Annotated in this window: 14 protein-coding genes and 2 pseudogenes; 5 read left to right on the top strand and 11 right to left on the bottom strand. The window is 61.6% G+C overall.

All coding sequences use genetic code 11. From position 1 onward, the window contains the following. Nucleotides 1–47: 47 nt before the first annotated feature. The 6 genes from VI340_RS17385 to VI340_RS17410 form a co-directional block, all read right to left on the bottom strand. A complete protein-coding gene (locus VI340_RS17385; RefSeq protein ID WP_336358844.1) occupies nt 48–1,508 on the bottom strand; it encodes a carotenoid oxygenase family protein in 1,461 nt (486 codons plus the stop codon). Nucleotides 1,509–1,642: 134 nt separating this feature from the next. Beyond that, a complete protein-coding gene (locus VI340_RS17390; RefSeq protein WP_336330217.1) occupies nt 1,643–2,632 on the bottom strand; it encodes a DMT family transporter in 990 nt (329 codons plus the stop codon). A 303-nt stretch (nt 2,633–2,935) separates the two neighbouring features. After that, nucleotides 2,936–3,205, bottom strand: a complete 270-nt coding sequence (locus VI340_RS17395) for a DUF7571 family protein (RefSeq protein ID WP_005532887.1) — start codon at nt 3,203–3,205, stop codon at nt 2,936–2,938. 125 nt (nt 3,206–3,330) lie between these two features. Further along, nucleotides 3,331–3,948 (bottom strand): class I SAM-dependent methyltransferase, encoded by a 618-nt coding sequence (locus VI340_RS17400; RefSeq protein WP_336330216.1) that lies wholly within the window; start codon nt 3,946–3,948, stop codon nt 3,331–3,333. Between the two features lie 134 nt (nt 3,949–4,082). Further along, nucleotides 4,083–4,295, bottom strand: coding sequence for a hypothetical protein (locus tag VI340_RS17405; RefSeq protein WP_049943035.1), 213 nt, complete (start codon nt 4,293–4,295; stop codon nt 4,083–4,085). A 216-nt stretch (nt 4,296–4,511) separates the two neighbouring features. Further along, the gene (locus tag VI340_RS17410) at nt 4,512–4,946 is read right to left on the bottom strand and encodes a pyridoxamine 5'-phosphate oxidase family protein (RefSeq protein ID WP_336358845.1); all 435 of its coding nucleotides are present in this window, start codon (nt 4,944–4,946) and stop codon (nt 4,512–4,514) included. A 102-nt stretch (nt 4,947–5,048) separates the two neighbouring features. Between VI340_RS17410 and VI340_RS17415 the strand changes: the two genes are divergently transcribed. After that, a complete protein-coding gene (locus tag VI340_RS17415) occupies nt 5,049–6,884 on the top strand; it encodes a bacteriohemerythrin (RefSeq protein WP_336358846.1) in 1,836 nt (611 codons plus the stop codon). A gap of 56 nt (nt 6,885–6,940) precedes the next feature. On the opposite strand, the pseudogene VI340_RS19885 reads toward VI340_RS17415, so the two are convergent. Beyond that, nucleotides 6,941–7,410, bottom strand: a pseudogene (locus VI340_RS19885) (hypothetical protein). Between the two features lie 106 nt (nt 7,411–7,516). Here VI340_RS19885 and VI340_RS17430 point away from each other — a divergent pair. Beyond that, nucleotides 7,517–8,287, top strand: coding sequence for a hypothetical protein (locus tag VI340_RS17430; protein ID WP_336358847.1), 771 nt, complete (start codon nt 7,517–7,519; stop codon nt 8,285–8,287). Nucleotides 8,288–8,501: 214 nt separating this feature from the next. Here VI340_RS17430 and VI340_RS17435 read toward each other — a convergent pair whose 3' ends face one another. The 3 genes from VI340_RS17435 to VI340_RS17445 all read right to left on the bottom strand — a co-directional run bounded on the left by VI340_RS17435 (nt 8,502) and on the right by VI340_RS17445 (nt 11,958). Beyond that, nucleotides 8,502–9,350 (bottom strand): hypothetical protein, encoded by an 849-nt coding sequence (locus VI340_RS17435; RefSeq protein WP_008312103.1) that lies wholly within the window; start codon nt 9,348–9,350, stop codon nt 8,502–8,504. An 87-nt stretch (nt 9,351–9,437) separates the two neighbouring features. Next, nucleotides 9,438–10,364, bottom strand: a complete 927-nt coding sequence (locus VI340_RS17440; RefSeq protein ID WP_008312102.1) for a hypothetical protein — start codon at nt 10,362–10,364, stop codon at nt 9,438–9,440. Nucleotides 10,365–10,659: 295 nt separating this feature from the next. Then, complete coding sequence (locus VI340_RS17445) at nt 10,660–11,958, bottom strand: amidohydrolase family protein (RefSeq protein WP_008312100.1); 1,299 nt, start codon at nt 11,956–11,958, stop codon at nt 10,660–10,662. A 142-nt stretch (nt 11,959–12,100) separates the two neighbouring features. On the opposite strand from VI340_RS17445, the gene VI340_RS17450 reads away from it, so the two are divergent. The 3 genes and pseudogenes from VI340_RS17450 (at nt 12,101) to VI340_RS17460 (ending at nt 16,505) form a co-directional block, all read left to right on the top strand. Beyond that, nucleotides 12,101–13,444: a dihydroorotase gene (locus VI340_RS17450; RefSeq protein ID WP_336358848.1), complete on the top strand. Its 1,344-nt coding sequence runs from the start codon at nt 12,101–12,103 to the stop codon at nt 13,442–13,444. A gap of 160 nt (nt 13,445–13,604) precedes the next feature. After that, nucleotides 13,605–14,864, top strand: a complete 1,260-nt coding sequence (gene thrC, locus VI340_RS17455) for a threonine synthase (protein ID WP_336330211.1) — start codon at nt 13,605–13,607, stop codon at nt 14,862–14,864. Between the two features lie 234 nt (nt 14,865–15,098). Beyond that, a pseudogene (locus VI340_RS17460) lies at nt 15,099–16,505 on the top strand (uracil-xanthine permease family protein). An 18-nt stretch (nt 16,506–16,523) separates the two neighbouring features. Here the strand turns inward: VI340_RS17460 and VI340_RS17465 are convergent. Further along, the gene (locus tag VI340_RS17465; protein WP_008312094.1) at nt 16,524–17,558 is read right to left on the bottom strand and encodes an LLM class flavin-dependent oxidoreductase; all 1,035 of its coding nucleotides are present in this window, start codon (nt 17,556–17,558) and stop codon (nt 16,524–16,526) included. Nucleotides 17,559–17,614 lie beyond the last annotated feature (56 nt).

Below are 17,614 nucleotides of genomic sequence, written 5' to 3' on the forward strand. Positions count from 1 at the left end.
TACGTCAGTAGTTTCGTACTCGTTGCTATGATTAAACCCCCACGGGCTCAGTCACCGGTCGCCACTCTGAGTTCGGGGAAGTACCGACCGTGGAAATCGAACGGGGCTGCGTGGGGGAGCGTTGCCCTGGCGCGCTCCTCGAACGTCTGACCGTCGAGGACGAGTAGCCGGGACCGGTCGGCGTCCGCGTCCAGCGCAACGACTAGCACCACGCCGTCGTCCGCAGCGTCGCCATCGGGTTCGGGGACGAACACCGGCTCACCGAAGTAGTCCCCGCCATCGTCGAACGTCTCGACAGCCCCCGTGTCCGTGTCGAGTTTCACCACGCGACGGGCCCACTCGGTGACGGGGGTGTCCATCCCCATCGCGTACACGTAGCGATGCGGACGACACCACCGAGCCGGTGAGACGGTCGGCAGCGCGCTGCCGTCGGGGTACACCATCTCGCGCGACACCGTCGCGTCAACGTCGCCGTAGCGAGGCACACCGCTTCCGGTACCGAGGTCAACAGTGAACCGCTCGATGCGGCCGACGATAGCGCCCATTTCGCCCGCCCGGAGATTGTCCAGATACAGCGAGTCGATAGTCGTCGCGTCTGGTACTGTTTCGAGGTCGAACACGAGTTCCCTCCCGCCGGCTCGTTCGAACGCGTTGACGTGGTGAAAGCCGAACACGGCGTCGATGACCGGCTCCGCCACGACCGTCCCGGTGGTCCGATCCATGACAACGATTCGGGTCCCGCGGTCGGGGGCCCACTCGAACTGCTCGATGAAGGGTGCCTGCCGGCCGGGCTTGAGAAACCGTCGCGGGTCGAGTCGAAGCGGGAACTCCGTCAGCACGACGTACCGAGGCGTGAGCGCGAAGCTGTGCATATACGCCGGCTGGTCGGTGTCGACGCTCCCGACGTGTCGCCGGGACCCGTCGGGCGACATGGCAGTGACGTGGTACTGACTGGTCCGTCCGAACGCCGTGTCGACGTTGACGAGGACGCCGCTCGTCGGGTCGCGTTTGACGTGGGCACAGGATAGCTGGCCGGTCGGGACGCCGTCGTCGTGTTCGACGTGACCCGTCGTTTCGAGCGTGTTCGGATCGAAGCGCACCTTCCGGGGCGATTCTGTCAGTGCGACGTACTCGCTGCCGAACCGCTCAGCGATGATGTTCGTGTTGTCGTAGGGGTCTGTCAGAAACGTCGCCAGCCGCGAGCGAAGCGTCGTCTCGCCGGTTGCGAAGCCGCCCTCGAACTCGCCACTCGTCGCCGCCTCGTACGCGTCCGTTCGGAGGAAGCGGTTCCGATAGTGGACGGCGTCACCGGCCGGGTCGAAGGTGAACCGGTACAGCATCGCGAACCCGTCGAACCAGTGGTCGACACTGCTGCCGTTCGGGAGGGAAAACGCGCCGGGTCCGTTCCGGACGAGACTGCCACAGAGCCAGTCCGGGAGGCCACCGGTCACGGAAATCGATGCCGCTGTCTCGTCGTGTAGCGAGTGGAACCCGGGATGGGAAGCCATACCGTGGCAACGGACGGCAACGGCTAAGACCTGACGCCCCTGATCAGGGTATCATACGGATTGTTGGAGGTTATGCCCGGATAGCTCTGACCCCGGAGTCGGCGCATACCGATACATCGATCCACCAATCCGTGTTAGTCCTGCGTCGAGTACGCGTTTCCGCTAACGACGACGCAGTCGTCCCGTGGAGTCTGTGTTCGATGGGGCAGCGAACCAGTGTGACGGCGGCGTAACGACCGAAGCACGTCGGCTTTCACCCACGCGAAGCCGACCACGATGACGGCGAAGCCGGCGACGGTAACCGGGCCGAGTGTTTCACCGAGCAGGAGCCAGCCGCTGATGGCCGTCACTGCCGGGACCACGTAGGAAACCAGACTGGTTTCAGCGGCCCCGACTGTGCTTATCAGGCGGAAGTAGAGGAGGAACCCGATCGCGCTGGCGACGATGCCGAGGTACGCGATTGCCGCTAGCTGTTCGAACCCGACTGTGACTGTTCCGAGCCGTTCCGAGGGCAGCCCCGCACTGACGGCGTGCAGGATGCCGGCACCCAGCAACGTCATCCAGGCCTGGAGGCTCACGAGCGGGAGCGAACTGGTGTAGCGTTCGGTCAGGACTGCACCGACGGCGAAGGCCACAGCCGAACTGATGAGCAGGGCGACGCCGAGCAGTCGGCCACCGACCGCTCCCGGTGTGGGGTTCGCAATGATAACTACACCGATGAATCCACAGACGGTGCCGATGAGTTCGTGCGGACGGGCCCTGTAGCTCGGAATCAGCGTCGATGCGAACGCCGGCGTCACTACCGGCGTGAGACTGAGCAGGATCGCGCCGAAGGAACTCGGGACGTACTGCTGTCCGAGAAACAGGAGCGCGAAGTGTGCGCCGATGAGGACGGTGCCGCCGATGAGAATCAGTGACCAGTCATCGCGGGTCTGTGGGCGCAGTGACCGGCCACGCCAGAGGGCATAACCGAGCAGTACAACCGCAGCGATATCGTGTCGGACAGCTGCCAGCAGCACCGGCGGAACGCCTTCGAGACCTGTCTTGATCGCCACAAAGGAAAGTCCCCAGATGAGTGCGAGCGCAGCAAACAGCAAGCCAATATGTCGTGTCGAGCGTGTCATTCCAGTAGAGACCTACCGTATGTGCTGGAGGAGTATGAAGCTTCTATCGCCACTGTGACGCACACACACGGACTCTACGGCCTCGCCTGCCGTTCAGAAATTCCAGGAAACAGTGTGTGTCCGCAGTGCTATCGAAGCCAGTTGTACCGAGACGTCTCGTTCTACTCCAGTACGCGACACGGAGTTCTCATTCGGTCACCGTTCGGTCTCCCAGTTCACTGTCAGTAGCGTCGAAAACGAGGACGATGCCCACGTCGGCATCCCCGAGTGGATGCTCCGGGTCACCCAAGTGTATGACCCGGGTCAGGTCGACATCGTGTCGAAGTGCCAGCCCGGGTCGGTCCCGGTTTCGTCGATGTGCTCGGACCGACACGCCGGACAGCAGTCGGGGACAGCGGTTTCGGACCGGGGAACGTACACCGCGCCGTCACACTCCACACAGGCGTCCGCGACGACGGTCACGCAGTCGGCACAGAGATTGAAGTCGTCGACTGTGAGGTCTCGCAGGGGTTCGAGTTGTTTGTCCAAGAGGTACTCGTCGATAGCCGCCTGACAGTTTTGGCACAGTTGCATAGCGATCCAACTTGATGCATGATACCATGACACAAATAGTTGCTGCCCGGTTATCGATTCTGAAGTTACCGGCGGGTGGCGATCCGACGACAAGACCGGCGAAAAGTGACAAATAGCGGTGCGGGCTACGGTGCACGGAACACGCGAATGGTGTCCCGAGACGTGGGTTCTCGAATAAGTTGCGCGAACCCGAGCTCTGAGAACACTTGCTTCCAGTTGCGGTGATACAGTGGGAAGTCGTCGTCGACGTAGCTCACGTCAGTGTCTTCGCGTCCACGTTCGGGACTGTTGCCTTCGTTTTCAGCGATTACGAGGAGGTCCCCTGCGATGCGAGCGATCTCCTCGAACACCCACGCGTCGTCCGGGTGGATGTGCTGGAGCGTCTCAACCGAGTAGACGACATCGAAGGCGTCGTCCTCGAACTCGGTAACGATGTCCTCCAGCGCACCGGTGTGGAACGTCCCCGAATCAGCGAGCCGAGGGTAGTGTTCGGCCATCACGTCGAAGGACTCGTCGTTGATGTCGATACCAGTGAGATTCCCGTACCCGTTGGTCCGGAGGTGTGCCAGATGGCGGCCCGAGCCACATCCCAGTTCGATGATTCGGGCGTCGTCGTGGACGTAGTGGTCGAGCACGTTGACCAGCGTCTCACTCACCTCGTTCGGCCCGAGTTCAGCGTAGTACGCCGGCGAGAACTTCCCGGAGCGGGAGGCCCAGTCGTCGCGAACGTCGTCCGGGTCCATACCCGCTGTAGATTGTTGCGGAATAAATGTACCACGAAGTGTGTCAGGCGGGCCGCGGACGCAGTCAGGGAGTCATAAGTCACGGATGAGTGTCCCACCAGACGGACAGATGATGAAACTGCCAGTGTCGTGTCCTACGACTCGTGCTGGAGCAACCGGTCAGCCCGTGTTTCAAGCTCCGTCTCGTCGATCTCGCCCGACGCGTACTGCTGTTTGAGGGTCTCCAGTGAATCCGGTTCAGCAGTCGCCTCGCGCTGTAACTGCACGTACAGCAGGACACCGATTGCCACAACGGCGATGATGAACGCTGCGAGCAGCAGCCACCAGCCGCCCGGGGCCATTCCCATGCCCGTTGCCCCTCCGTGGGGCCCCATCGGTCCATGCTGGAGTAGCGCAGTTGTTAGTAGCATCTGGGACACCTCTATGTGTAGCTACGGGTCTCAGCCCATAATCAGGGGCGCTGGTTCCCACAGAGTGAGAACGCGCACCGGAGCGAACAACCGTGATTGTAGCGTCGAAGCGGGTCCGGTAACCGGTATAGCCGGTGAATCGCGAGACCGGTTTCACCCGACTCGGAATTCCCGTCCGTACCAGTCGTCGATTCGGAGTTCGTACGGCGTTGTCGTCGATGTATCGTCCCAACTGACTGGATTAGGGGCGAACTGTGTGTTGCTTGCCAGTGAGGCGAGGGCCGGCTCTACTTCGCTGTAGGTCGTCTCAACCAACTCGCCTGTAACCACGACGCTTCGCCACACGGATTTGGGTTCGGTCTCCTCGTAGACGGTGAATCCGACGGAGGGGTCCGCCGTCAAATAACGGTGTTTCTGGCTCTCGTCGCTCTCTGAAAGGTGAAACGCCAGGCTATCCGTCGCCGGGTCGTATCCGAACGCGACCGGGATTGGATACGGGGCCGCCCCCGTTGGACCGGACAGTGCCAGCACGCCGATTCCGTTGTCAGTGAGGACGTCGACAACCGTTTCGTCACGTAATTCTCGCATCCCGACTGCGATGTTAACTGGAAACTACTTGGGATGCAGACCGCATTTTCACTCGGTGGGAACGTGAGAGTTACTTTTCAAATAATGGGTAACAGAACAGGTATGGGCACAGACTCGACGGGGGAGTTTGCCGAGTGGGACGAAGAACGGTACAGCACAGATATCGAGCGGTTCGATGAGCAACACAAGCGCCTGTTCGGGCTGCTGAACGACCTCCACACGGCGATGAACGAGGGCCACTCCGAGGAGGAGGTCGGTGACATTCTCCGCGAACTCGAACGCTACACGGAGTACCATTTCGGTGACGAAGAGGAGTTCATGCAGAACTGTGGCTACGCCATGGACTGCAGCGACTGTTTCTACAATCACCGTGAGATGCACGAGGAGTTCGCCGGGAAAGTACAAGAACTCCGCGAGAAACACGAGAACGGGGAGTACGTCACGATGGAGGTCCTGACAGTCGCCCGGGACTGGCTCGATGCGCATATCGCCGCTGGCGACGAGGACCAGAACTACGCTGACTACTTCCAGAGCGAGGTCAGCGACGATTACGAGTACGAACCCGGACAGCTGTATCAGGAGCGAACAACGTCGGAGGACCCCGTGCCAGTTGACCGGCAGCCCGAAGACGCCGGCGTGCGCCTCGACAGCGACGTCTACGGCGGCGGCTCGCTTTCGGTCCCGGAGGGGTCGGTCGCGGCCTGGTTCGAAGACATCGTTTCGGACCACGGGGACCGGACCGCGGCGCTCGTCCGGGACGACGGCGAGTTCGTCGAACGGAGTTTCGAGGAGATGGCCGAGCGAGCGAAGGCGGTCGCGGGCGGACTCCTGTCGACGGAACTGCGTCCCGGGGATCGACTGGCCATCAGAGCCCAGTCCCAGTACGAGTGGTCCGTGCTCGACCTGGCCTGTCATTTCGCCGGAATCGTCCCGGTCGCACTCTACCCGTCTGCGAGTGACGACCGGGCAGCTCAGATTATCGAGCGGACCGGCGCGACCGGACTCGTGGCGACGGGAGACGAGGCCGGGGATCTCTCGATGGCCGTCGAAACCGTGCTCGACTTCGAGGCGCTACCGACTGCTGAGGCGAGAGTGCTCCCCGGCCTGCAGACTGACGGTGACGAGGTTGCGACAGTCGCGTTCGACGTGGCAGCCCCTGCGGAGAAGGCCGGCTGCGCGCTGACACACCGGAATCTACTGGCGGCAGCAGAGAGTCTCCGGGAGGAGCTTCCCACCGGCCCCGGCGCGACCGGGACGTGTTCGCTCCCGCTGGCACACATCTATCAGCGCGTCTCGACGTACTATCTCTGGGCGACCGGGAGCGCCGTCGCCTACCTCGGGGCCGAGGAGTTCGTCGACCAGCTCGCGGCCATCAAGCCCGACGTGCTGGTCGGTGTCCCGAAGATGTACCAGCAGCTCTACGGGACGATACAGGACCGTCTCGGCGACATGGGCTGGATGAAGCGGAAGGTCGGCGGTCGAGTGGCGTCCTACGGGCAGGGTATCGTCGAGGGGCGGGGGACACCGCTGAAGTACAGGGCCGCCAAGCGGCTCGTCTACAAGCCGTTGCGACGAGAAACGGGGTTATCAAACCTCACCTACGCCCTCTCCGGGACAGGCCGGCTGGACGATCATCTGCTGTACTTCTTCCGGGGGCTTGGCGTTCCGATATGCGAGCTATACGGTTCCGTCGGAACAGCCGGTATCGGCGCGCTGAATCCGGCTGCGTCCTTCGTTGAGGAGTCAATCGGCGACCCGATGCCGGGCGTGGAAATCGCCGTCTCCGAAAGCAGGGAGATACTGGTCCGTGGCCCGACTGTCCTCGGTGGGTTCCTCGACGGCGACCAGACTGGCGCACAGACGCTCCGGGACGACTGGTACCACACCGGCGAAGTCGGTGAGGTGGGGCCGGACGGGGAACTGTCGCTCGCCGAGTGAGTGCTGCCAGTCTCGCGTTTGCTAGGTACCAGAACGTTTTGGTTGTTCGGGCCGGGTCAGACGAGCCGAGACCCGAGTGCGACGAGTGGCACGAGAACGAGTAGGTACGCAGCCGCCGAAATCGCCCAGTCGCGTCGGATAGCCGCTATTCGAGCCGACGGCAGTCGGGACCGCGGGAGCACGATAAAGACGAAGAAGCCGACCATCAGAATATAGAGGACAGCAGCGGCGACCACTGTTGCCAGTATCGACTGCCCGCCCACGAGCCCTTCGCTGGTGAGAAGCAGCCAGACGAACAGCGGGCCAGTCAGCCAGCGATCTAATGGACGACGTTCGCGAGGCGTCCCGGAGCGTCGTCCGGGGCGCTGTCCGTTAATACACCGGAAGCAATGAACGGCGGCGTTTCGCCTTCCGGCAGTCTGGCCATCACCAGGTCCATCGCAATCGTCGCGACGACACCGGCGGCCACGCCGACAACAAACCGGAGTGACACCGTAAGCGTCGTGACGAGAACTACCGGCTCTATGTGTCACTGGCGGGACTGGGCCGTATTTTGTCTGGCGGTTCGGGCCGACAGTGATACCGATTTGTTGGGTGCGAAAGCCTGTGAGGCCGTACGCCGTAGCGACGCTATGCGCACACAGGACGCGGGACACCGAGCGGCAGCGGTCGCCGCCATCGCTGACCGGGAGTACCGTCGCGCTGGTGACGAGTACACGCGGGCCGGGTGGCGTGTTCTTTCGGACCCGCGGGAAGGCATCGAGCCGTTCAGTGCCGACGAGAAGGGATGGGTCGGTGACGGTCTCCAGTACCTCGCGACGAGCGCGGTCTGCTACCGCGTCGCCGGAACGGACACGCGCGCCACCCGCCGCGGCGTCGAGGGCGTCGCCGTGGCCCAGGATTTGACCAACGGGCTGGAACACCCCGTTCAGCACGCCTGCCTCAAGGAGTTCGTCGGAGACTTCCGAACAGTCGCAGGACTCGACGATGTCGAGGCGGCGTACCGCGAAGCTGAATCGGCCTACAAGGACGCTGGCAGTGCTGTCGACAACCCGCAAGCGTGGGGGACGACGCCGCTGTTCGAGGCCGCTGCGACCCTCATCCAGCAAGTCGCTCGTGGCCCTGCCAACGGCGAAATCGCTCTTCCCTGGGAAGACCTCCACGGTACAGACCCGGACGAGCCCGGCAGGTTCCTCGCACAGCGGGCCGTCGTCAAACGGCAACGGTTCCCCAGCCTCGTCCAGCAAGTGATTACCGACGGATTCCTTGCCGCCCCTCGCGGGACGACAGAGTACGACACGGACCACCACCGCTGCCCGCACTGTGGCTCGACAGATGTGAACTGGGTCGCAGAGAGTGTCATCTGTCTGCGGTGTTCCTGTCCGACAGCCGAAACAGACTGATACACAGCATCTGTTTCCAGAATAGGTCAAAATGTCGGTATTGTGTATCCATATTTCGACTTTTCAATATTAAAAATGTCCTATAAAAAGCCATCTGAAGTCTGTGTTATCCGATTTGACAGCAGCACCTCTATTACAGGCAGATCCGGAGTTACTCAGTCCAGTAAGAATAGAGGATTAGAGAGAAGAGATCCAGACAGGCTGAGCCCACTGGTCACGTTGTCGGTTCGGTCGACTCGGGAAGTGACGCCGAGTCGGTGCGTTCGTCGAGCAGCAGTCGCCGATTGACGATGTGATCGACGACAGTAGTGCTGTCGAGAATTTCCGTCTCACCGTCGTGGGTTTCCGGGTCGCCGGCGTACCGCCGTATCTTGAACGAGTCCATCGCGTTCCGGTTCTCCGAGACTGGTTCGATAACTTCGAGGTACTCGTCGGTGGTGGTGTTACGATAGGTCTCTCCCGTGGCAAAACCGACAACAGGGACATCCGCAGGCCACTCCCACGAGAACTGCCGGAGATACTGGTCGAACTGCCAGACGAGGTGTGCCGGGTCGAGATCGTCATCGAGCGCTCCCACGGCGGCCGAGTCGAGTGTCCGGTCCCAGTAGTCGACGACGCAGTCCTTGAGATCGTCTTGCAGACAGTCCTCGACCAGTTTCTGCTCGATGGGATAGCCGATTTCGATGGCAACGATGGCGTGTCGGTCGAGATGGGTGAGACAGCGCTGGCATTCGATCTCGAACACGGACAGGCCGAGTGGGTTATCCGCAGTCAAGTGCGCCAGTTCGTTCCCGCAACTGGGGCACCAGAGAAACAACACTCCGTTGTCTGCACCGGACAACTCGCCGAGCACAGTCAGGTCATCAAACGCGGTGTCGGGATCGGTCGTCAGGGAATCGGATTCCGACTCCGGAACGGCCTCTGCGGCATCGTCCGCGTATTTGGCCAGCTTTCGGTCTTTCAGCAGCGACTTGATAACCGAATCGTGCGAGGAGTGAGACTCCGTATCACGTATCTTCTCTATCTGTTCTTTCGTCCAATCACGTACGCGTATAGTTGCCATTTATCACACATTCAAACCGGGCTACAAAAACATTTTCCTTTTATAATGAAGGTTAATCTTCGCGCACAGCCACCATGTAGAGATCAGTTACCGACTGGCAGCAGTGATACGGCGCTTGATTTCGGCGTTCGAGACACGTATCTGGGTGGCTGCCAGCCGATGGGTGACGAGGTCGAGGAGGTCCAGTTCCGACAGTAATCTCCGGGCGTGTGTCTGGCTCAAATCGAGACGCTGGGTCACCTCGTCCAGTGAGGTGGACTGGGTAACAGTCTGTGCGAGGTCGGCCACAGTCACGTCCTGAGAGATACCGATTCCATCCGCGACGAGATTGTCGTCGCTGTCCTGCGAGTCCGCTTCAGCGAGCAGGTCGGCGACAGATCTGGCCCCCAATCCGTCCGGTCCTTCGGGTTGGCTGTTGTCGGCCACCCTGTCTTCAGAAGGGTCCGACTCGACCGGGGAGCTGGCGTCGCTGTCGGTATCCGAATCTGTCTGCACGTCCGCAAGGCTGAGTCCGCCTGCCTGTGGCGTCGTATCAGTCGGGTCGTGGATATCGTACTCCACCATATATCGGCGCACAGTTTCGGACGTCACGTCGGCGTCAAGCGCTTCGGTCATCTCCGGGAACGTATCGCAGGCCTCGTAAGCCGCCTGAAGTGCCTCGGGGTCCTTGTATGCTGGCACGGAATCCGACTGCGAGAGGGTCTCTGCCAGTTCATTGGACGTGCCCCCCTGATCGTCTGATGGTACTGGTATGTCAGTTCCGACAGGGACGGTAACCGTCACGTCAATCTCAACCCGCTTATCGGTCAAATCGAACCCCTCAGCCTCGACAGATACGTCGTCGTGTATCGATACGCCACCGAATACCGGCGTCGCGAGTGTCAGGTCAGCACTGATTTCGTCGTTATCCGCTGTCGTCTGGCCCCTGACTGAGACCGATTTGACCTCAGTGTCAGACGAATCTAAACACTCGAGCACCTGCGTGAACGTCTCAAAGGCGTCACTAACTACCATATCACACTCACGCACACAGTCCCACTATTACATACGGGAACCGGAAAAATTTGCGACAACACACTGCATAGACAGATTTGGTCCGTCAACCTCGCTGCGGTCGAAATACCGTGTGTACAGAATGTGCACATCTACGGTGAAATCGAGATATCTCCCGGTCTTTTACACCCTTAGAATGTTAGTTTCCGTGGCCGGAAAGGGCGACTCTCCGCAATTCGCAGAAGAAGTTAATATACACCCTTAGAGTGTATATATTTGCGGCAGTCGAACAGGTGTCATTCACAGCCGGTAACTCCTACAACCGTTCCCAGAGTTCGGCACTCGCATCGCCGACGGCGGTCATGTCCGAATCATCGACTCCAGTGACACCCGATTGCTGGTCGTACACAGTCTCTCCATCGATAATCGTCCGAGTTACGTCCGCACGGCTTGCGGCGCTGACTACGTAGTAGGGCGCACTCCCCTCCAACACCGGGTTCGGCCCCAGATCCAGCGTGACGAAATCACCGCGTTTGCCGACCTCGATACTGCCGACAGCATCGTCCATCCCCAGCACTGCCGCGCTGCCGATTGTCGCCCATTCGAGGGCAGTCGCCATGTCGAAGCCGCTCGGGTTGCGCTGCTTGAGTTTGTGGATACCGACGGCCGAGCGCATGGTCTCGAACATATCCGGGTCCCATCCGTCGTCACCCAGCCCGATCGTCATGTCGTTGGCTTGCATCGTTTCGACATCGGCGATACCGACGGCGTTGTTGATGTTGGAATAGGGGTTGTGTGCGACGTTGACGTCGTTTTCGGCGAGGATTTCGATTTCGGACTCGGTGGAATGGACGCAGTGGGCGGCGATGATTTCGGCGTCGAAAAAGCCCATGTCTTCGAGCGCTGGCACCGGTCGTTTCCCGTAGTCGGCGATAGATTCGTGAACGTCGATCAGACCCTCTTCGAGGTGTATCTGGATGGGGCGGTCGTCGTCGGTAGCCCGGTTGACGCACTCCGCAACGATATCTTCGGTGTTGGTAAACAGCGTGTGGAGGCAGTAGTGGCCGGAGACGGAGTCGTACTCGTCTTCCGCTTCGTCGATGAATCGCTGATTCTCCGCGATGCCGTCTCTGGCCTGGGACTCGGAGTTTCGGGCCGTCGTCTCGAAGGTAATCATCCCGCGGATCGGCGTCTGTACGACGCCCGCTGCGACGGCGTCGAGGCCGCCCGGCAGCGTGTTCGGCCCGGAGTAGTTGTCACAGAAGGTTGTGACGCCGCTCTGAAGCATCTCGGCACAGGACCCCAGTGCGGAGAGGCGGGCGTCACGCTCGGTGAACGCTTCGTCGACGTTCCACCAGATGTCAACGAGCGCTTCGTAAAAGCTCTCAGGTGAGACAGCGAGCGGCGCACCGCGAATCGGGAGCGCGTACATATGGGTGTGGCAGTTCACCAGTCCCGGGATGACGACCTCGTCAGTGGCGTCGATCACGTCAGCACCGGACGCGTAGCCGTCCTCGATAGCGACGATTTCACCGTCCTCGACAATGACGTGTGCCTCGGACCGGACCGTACGCTCATCGTCCATCGTGATGAGCGTCCCTGCGTTCAGTATCACAGGTTGGGCGATACCGGCAACCGACTAAAAGCTACTCCGCCCCAGAACGGCCTTAGCGGCCATTCTATCACAACCACAGTGTGCGCCGTATGTGGCGTCTCACACACTAACTGTTTTCGTGGTTCGCCCTGGCCGTACTGGCATGACAGAGACTCACATCAAAGACGCAGAGGTGGTGACGGCGTCGGGCGTCCAGCACGGTGAGATCGCGATTTCCGACGGAACGATAGACGCCGCTGGTCCGGCGTCGTCAGTCCCGGCTCCCAGTGACCCGGACACCGTCATCGACGCGGACGGCATGGTCGCGCTCCCGGGCGCTATCGACGTGCACACCCACATGCACGACGACGAACTGTTTCCGGACGGGATCGACTTTGCGTCCCAGACCGCGAGTGCGGTCGCCGGCGGGGTGACGACAGTCATCGAGTTACCGACGCAGACACCCGTCATGACTCCCGAAGCACTGCGGGAGAAAGCAGAGACGTGCTCGGCGCTCGCACACGTCGATTTCGGCCTTGTCGCAGGTAATGTCCAAGAGCCAGACATCGACGTGGCCGGCATCATGGACGCCGGAACGGCGGATTTCAAGACGTTCACCGCCGACCCGTATCTGGCGAGCGACGAGTCCATCGCCCGACTCATGCGGCGCGTCGGCGATGCCGATGGAACGGTTCGCGTTCACTGCGAGACGCAGGGGCTGCTCGACGATGCGCGGTCGACTACCGAAGGCGACGAGCCCGACGTGTACATGGACTCACGGCCGCTCGAAGCCGAACTTGACGCGATTTCCCGGGCGGGCTATTTCGCGGAGTACGCCGACTGTCCGCTGCACGTCGTCCACATCTCAAGCGGGAGCGGCGCACGCGAGGGCGACCGCTTCAAATCCCGAGCGAAAATCCCGGTCACACTGGAGACCTGTCCACAGTATCTGGCCTTCTCGAAGGGAGACGTTGCTGAACACGGGCCGTTCCTGAAGGTGAATCCCAGCCTCAAATCCGACGCCGAGCGGGAGCGGCTCTGGGACGCAGTTCGGGACGGGACGATTGACCTCATCGGCACGGATCACTTCCCAACCTACCGAGAAACACGGGAAGTCGGCTGGGAGGACATCTGGGAGCCATACGCCGGCCTCCCGGGCGTCGAGACGATGGTCGAGTTCCTCGTCAGCGAGGGCGTCCACGAGGATCGGATTTCGTGGCCGCGACTACGTGAACTCGTGTGTGCGGCACCGGCCCAGAACGCTGGCATCTATCCCAGGAAAGGCTCACTGCAAGTCGGAACGGACGCGGACGTGATGCTCGTCCGGACCGAGGAGTACGAGGTCACCGCCGACGAGCATACGTTCATCGGTGGCTGGACGCCGTACGAGGGACAGCAGTGGAGCGCGCGCGTAGATACCGTCGTCGCCGGCGGTGAGGTCGTCGCGAAGGACCACGAGGTCCAGTCAACGGCGGGCCGTGGCCAGTTCTTGGACCGCCCGCTGTAGCGGTTTTGGTCTCCATTGACCTGATAGATGGTTCACAAATAGATGTGTGACGTGTGCTGGCCGTGTGTGAATGTGTGTCAGCCACGACAGAGGAGGGTCACCACACAATCGAGCTAAAGCCGCAGTACGGTTTTATACCCAGTTGTACTCAGGGAGTAATATGGGCATGACGCAAGTCACAACCCTCGAGTGTACACTCTGTGGGGCGGAGTACGACCCGAACCAGATCATCTACACCTGTCCCGAACACGAGGGCGTAAAGGGAATTCTCGAAGTGACATACGACTACGACGCTATCGACGACGCGTTCGACGGCGACCTCGGCGGGCCGATAGCGAGCCAGTGGAAGTACGAGGCGTTCCTGCCGGTCGCAGCGGACGCCGACATCGTGACGCTCAACGAAGGCGGGACGGACCTCTTCGATGCGCCGAACCTCAGTGACGCGCTGGGCGTCGAGACGCTCGTCAAAGACGACGGGCGGAACCCGACGGGCTGTTTCAAGGACCGCGCCAGCGCTATCGCCGTCACGAAGGCCAAACACGCCGACCGCGACATCATCACCTGCGCTTCGACCGGGAACGCCGCCGCGTCGCTGTCGGGCTATGCCGCCCGCGGGGGGATGGACTGTCGCATCTTCGTCCCCGGTGATGCCCCCACGGGCAAGCTCGCGCAGCCACTCGTCTACGGCGCGGACGTCCTCGCTGTCAACGGCAGCTACGACGAAGCCTACGACCTCAGCGTCGAAGTGACCGAGAAGTACGGCTGGTACAACCGCAACGCGGCCATCAATCCGTTCCAAGTCGAGGGCAAGCGGACGGTCGGCCACGAACTCGCAGACCAGTCTATCGCCCGCGGGCACGTCCCGGACTGGGTCGTGTTCTCGATGGGCGACGGCTGTACGATAGCCGGGGCATGGAAGGGCTTCAAGGAGTTCTACGACCTCGGCTACGTCGACGGCCACCCCAAGATGCTGGGGGTCCAGGCCGACGGCGCGTCGGCCATCCACGACGCCTTCCACGACCACGACGATATCGACGATATCGCCGAAACGCTGGCTGACTCAATCGCGGTCGGGCGGCCGCGGAACACCATTAAAGCCTGCCGCGCGCTGGAACAGAGCGGCGGAACGAGCGTGCTGGTCTCTGACGACGAGATTCTGGCGGCAGAGAAACTGCTTGGCAGCACCGAGGGAATCTATTCCGAGCCGGCGGGTGCGACACCCGTCGCCGGCGTCCAGACGGCGCTCGACCGTGGGATCATCGAGCAGGACGAAACCGTCGTCGTGGTGTCTACCGGCTTCGGCCTGAAGGACACGAAAAGCGCCGAGAAGGCAACCGGCGGGGTCGACCGAATCGACCCCGACATCGCGGAAGTCGAAAGCCTGTACGGCACTGCCGAAGAAGCCACAGCCGACGACTAACGCCACTAGAGGGCTGATTTGTCACGGGCCAGCCCGCTACTTATTTTGCAATCAGTTTCGAGACACTGTCGAGTCGAAGGGTTTGCAATTCGATGAGACGCCGGACTGTGTTTCACACGATTACCTCAGAGTGGTGAGACATACGAACGTGTTTCGTAGGCAAAATTAAACACATATATTGGTATTAGGATTCTAGTAGGTGGTTTGAAAAGACAGGCCGTTGGATGGCGGCACATGGCCGGTCCAGAGGCGGAACAACAGTCAGTCGTACTGTACGATATCGAAGACAAGCCGCCGTTGGGGAAGGCAATCCCCCTCGGCATCCAGCACGTTCTCGCGATGTTCTTGGGTAACGTCGCACCCCCGCTCATCCTCGCGGGAGCCGTCGGCTCTATCACAGGAGAGACGACGTTCCTGGTCCAGATGGCACTCATCGTCGCCGGTATCGCGACCATCGTTCAGGCGTACCCGGTCGGTCCCGTCGGCGCGCGGCTCCCGGTCGTCATGGGAACCAGTTTCGCGTTCCTCGGCCCACTCATCGGCATCGGCAACCAGTTCGGTATCGCCGCCGTCTTCGGCGCGTCACTGCTTGCTGCGCCGGTCGAGGTCATCATGGGTGTCTCGTTCGACCGGTTTCGGCAGTACTTCCCGCCCCTGGTCACCGGCATCGTTGTGATGCTCATCGGACTGACGCTCATCCCGACGGGAATGAACTACGCCGCAGGCGCGTCCGCCGGTCCGTCGGCGGAAGGGTATGGCTCCGTCGTGAATCTCGGACTCGCGGGGCTCGTTCTGATTGTCACGGTCGGGTTGAACCAGTTCTTCGAGGGGTTCCTTCGCGTCATCAGCGTCTTCGTTGGCATCATCGTCGGCTACGCTGTTGCGCTCGCGCTGGGCGTGGTCGACCTCTCAGCTGTCGCCGCAGCCGGATGGGTGACGGTCCCCGTCCCGCTCAAATACGGCCTCGCGTTCGAACCAAGCGCCATCGTCACCGTGGCCTTCCTCTATATCATCACTGGGATGGAAACTATTGGAGATATCTCAGGGACGGTGTCCGCAACCGGAAGGGACGCCACCCGGGAGGAAATCCGCGGCGGCCTCGTCGCCGACGGCGTGATGAGCGTCTTCGGCGCGGTGTTCAACGCGCTCCCGAACACGTCGTTCTCCTAAAATGTCGGTCTCGTGAACTTCACCGGCGTCGCCAGCCGATACGTCGCCGGCATCGGGGGCGTCGTGTTGCTTGCACTCGGGTTCGTCCCGAAGGTAGGCGCGGTCGTCTCGGCGATGCCCGACGCCGTGCTGGGCGGCGGTGCGCTCATCCTGTTCGCGATGATATTCTCCTCCGGGGCGCGCCTCATAACGCAAAACGTCGAGCTAGACCACCGCAACTCGACCATCCTGGCGATGTCGATGGCGCTCGGCCTCGGCGTCGCCTTCCGCCCCGAGATTCTCCAGAACTTCCCGTCCGAGGTGCAGACGCTGTTCGGGTCCGCACTCGTAACGGGCGGGATGACCGCCCTCATTCTCAACATTGTGTTCCCCGGTGGGAGCGTCGGAACCGGACCGACGGAATACACCGCTGGGCTGAAACCCGAGGTGGCTGAGGCGGGCGCAGGCGCACCGCCGGTCGACGACGATTGAGGGTCGGTCCAGAACAGCCTACAGGTAGCCGTCCGCGAACTCGTCGATCATCAACCGCCGGTCCTCGCCAAGCGGATAGAGAATCGGGCACTGGCAGCCAGTTTCCGCATACTCACGGACCTTCTCTCGGCACTGTTCGGGCGTGCCGCTGGCGGTGAGTTTGTGAACTACGTCGTCCGGAATGAGGTGCATCCCCTCTTTGATGTCGTCCTTGTCGGCCGGCCACCCGCCGATGGTTTCGCCCACCTCGTCGATGAGGTCCTGGCTGACGCCGCTGGCTTTCATAATGTGGGGCTGTTGTCCGAGATACTGCGTGATGAGTTCGCGGGCGTTGTCCAGCGCCTTCTCCTCGTCGTGGTCCATCGAACAGACGACTAACTGGGGCCGGTCGATGTCGTCGAGCGAGCGGTCGCCACGCTCTGCCCCGGTCTCAAGTGCGTCGAGGGCCTTCTCGTTGTACTCCGGGCTGACAAGGTAGTTCAGCAGCGCTCCGTCGGCGAAGTGGCCGGTGAGTTCCAGCATCTTGAATCCCGTCCCGCCGACGTACACGGGGACAGTGCGCGGCCCGTCGTCGCCGTGGACCACGTCCAGTTCCACGTCGCGCATCTGGACGAACTCCCCGTCGTAGGTGACGTTCTCCATATCGAGCAGGTCCTGCGTCACCTCGACGCACTCGCGCATCGCCCGCAGTGCGCCGCTACGGTCGATGCCGACTTTCTCCGCCAGCGGGTCCCACCAGGCTCCGATGCCACACATGATACGGTCCGGACCGGCGAGTTCCTCCAGCGTACTCATCGTCTGCGCGATGAGCGCCGCATTACGCGTCCAGTTGTTGATGACGCCGGTTCCGAGTTTGATGTCGTCGGTGACCGCGGCGTACGCGCCGAGCGGGGACACGGCGTCGCGTGCCAGCCGCGATTCGGCTTGCCAGATCTCGTCGATACCCTGCTCCTCCGCGTACTGTACGAGTTCCACGTTCTCTTCCAGCGAGTGTTTGTCCTGCAAGTAGATCCCGACACGGTCGCCTCTCTCGAAGACCTGATTGGCGCTCATGAGACATGCTGAATTCTTCGAATGCCGATAAATAGATTTGGCCACACACACGGTCT

It is taken from the genome of Haloarcula sp. CGMCC 1.6347 (assembly GCF_037078395.1).
Classification (GTDB): domain Archaea; phylum Halobacteriota; class Halobacteria; order Halobacteriales; family Haloarculaceae; genus Haloarcula; species Haloarcula amylolytica.

What these genes read in the sequence shown, in the direction of transcription:
- VI340_RS17385 (WP_336358844.1), bottom strand. Translation starts at nt 1,508, where the DNA reads ATGGCTTCCCATCCCGGGTTCCACTCGCTACACGACGAGACAGCGGCA.
- VI340_RS17390 (WP_336330217.1), bottom strand. Translation starts at nt 2,632, where the DNA reads ATGACACGCTCGACACGACATATTGGCTTGCTGTTTGCTGCGCTCGCA.
- VI340_RS17395 (WP_005532887.1), bottom strand. Translation starts at nt 3,205, where the DNA reads ATGCAACTGTGCCAAAACTGTCAGGCGGCTATCGACGAGTACCTCTTG.
- VI340_RS17400 (WP_336330216.1), bottom strand. Translation starts at nt 3,948, where the DNA reads ATGGACCCGGACGACGTTCGCGACGACTGGGCCTCCCGCTCCGGGAAG.
- VI340_RS17405 (WP_049943035.1), bottom strand. Translation starts at nt 4,295, where the DNA reads ATGGGAATGGCCCCGGGCGGCTGGTGGCTGCTGCTCGCAGCGTTCATC.
- VI340_RS17410 (WP_336358845.1), bottom strand. Translation starts at nt 4,946, where the DNA reads ATGCGAGAATTACGTGACGAAACGGTTGTCGACGTCCTCACTGACAAC.
- VI340_RS17415 (WP_336358846.1), top strand. Translation starts at nt 5,049, where the DNA reads ATGGGCACAGACTCGACGGGGGAGTTTGCCGAGTGGGACGAAGAACGG.
- VI340_RS17430 (WP_336358847.1), top strand. Translation starts at nt 7,517, where the DNA reads ATGCGCACACAGGACGCGGGACACCGAGCGGCAGCGGTCGCCGCCATC.
- VI340_RS17435 (WP_008312103.1), bottom strand. Translation starts at nt 9,350, where the DNA reads ATGGCAACTATACGCGTACGTGATTGGACGAAAGAACAGATAGAGAAG.
- VI340_RS17440 (WP_008312102.1), bottom strand. Translation starts at nt 10,364, where the DNA reads ATGGTAGTTAGTGACGCCTTTGAGACGTTCACGCAGGTGCTCGAGTGT.
- VI340_RS17450 (WP_336358848.1), top strand. Translation starts at nt 12,101, where the DNA reads ATGACAGAGACTCACATCAAAGACGCAGAGGTGGTGACGGCGTCGGGC.
- thrC (WP_336330211.1), top strand. Translation starts at nt 13,605, where the DNA reads ATGGGCATGACGCAAGTCACAACCCTCGAGTGTACACTCTGTGGGGCG.
- VI340_RS17465 (WP_008312094.1), bottom strand. Translation starts at nt 17,558, where the DNA reads ATGAGCGCCAATCAGGTCTTCGAGAGAGGCGACCGTGTCGGGATCTAC.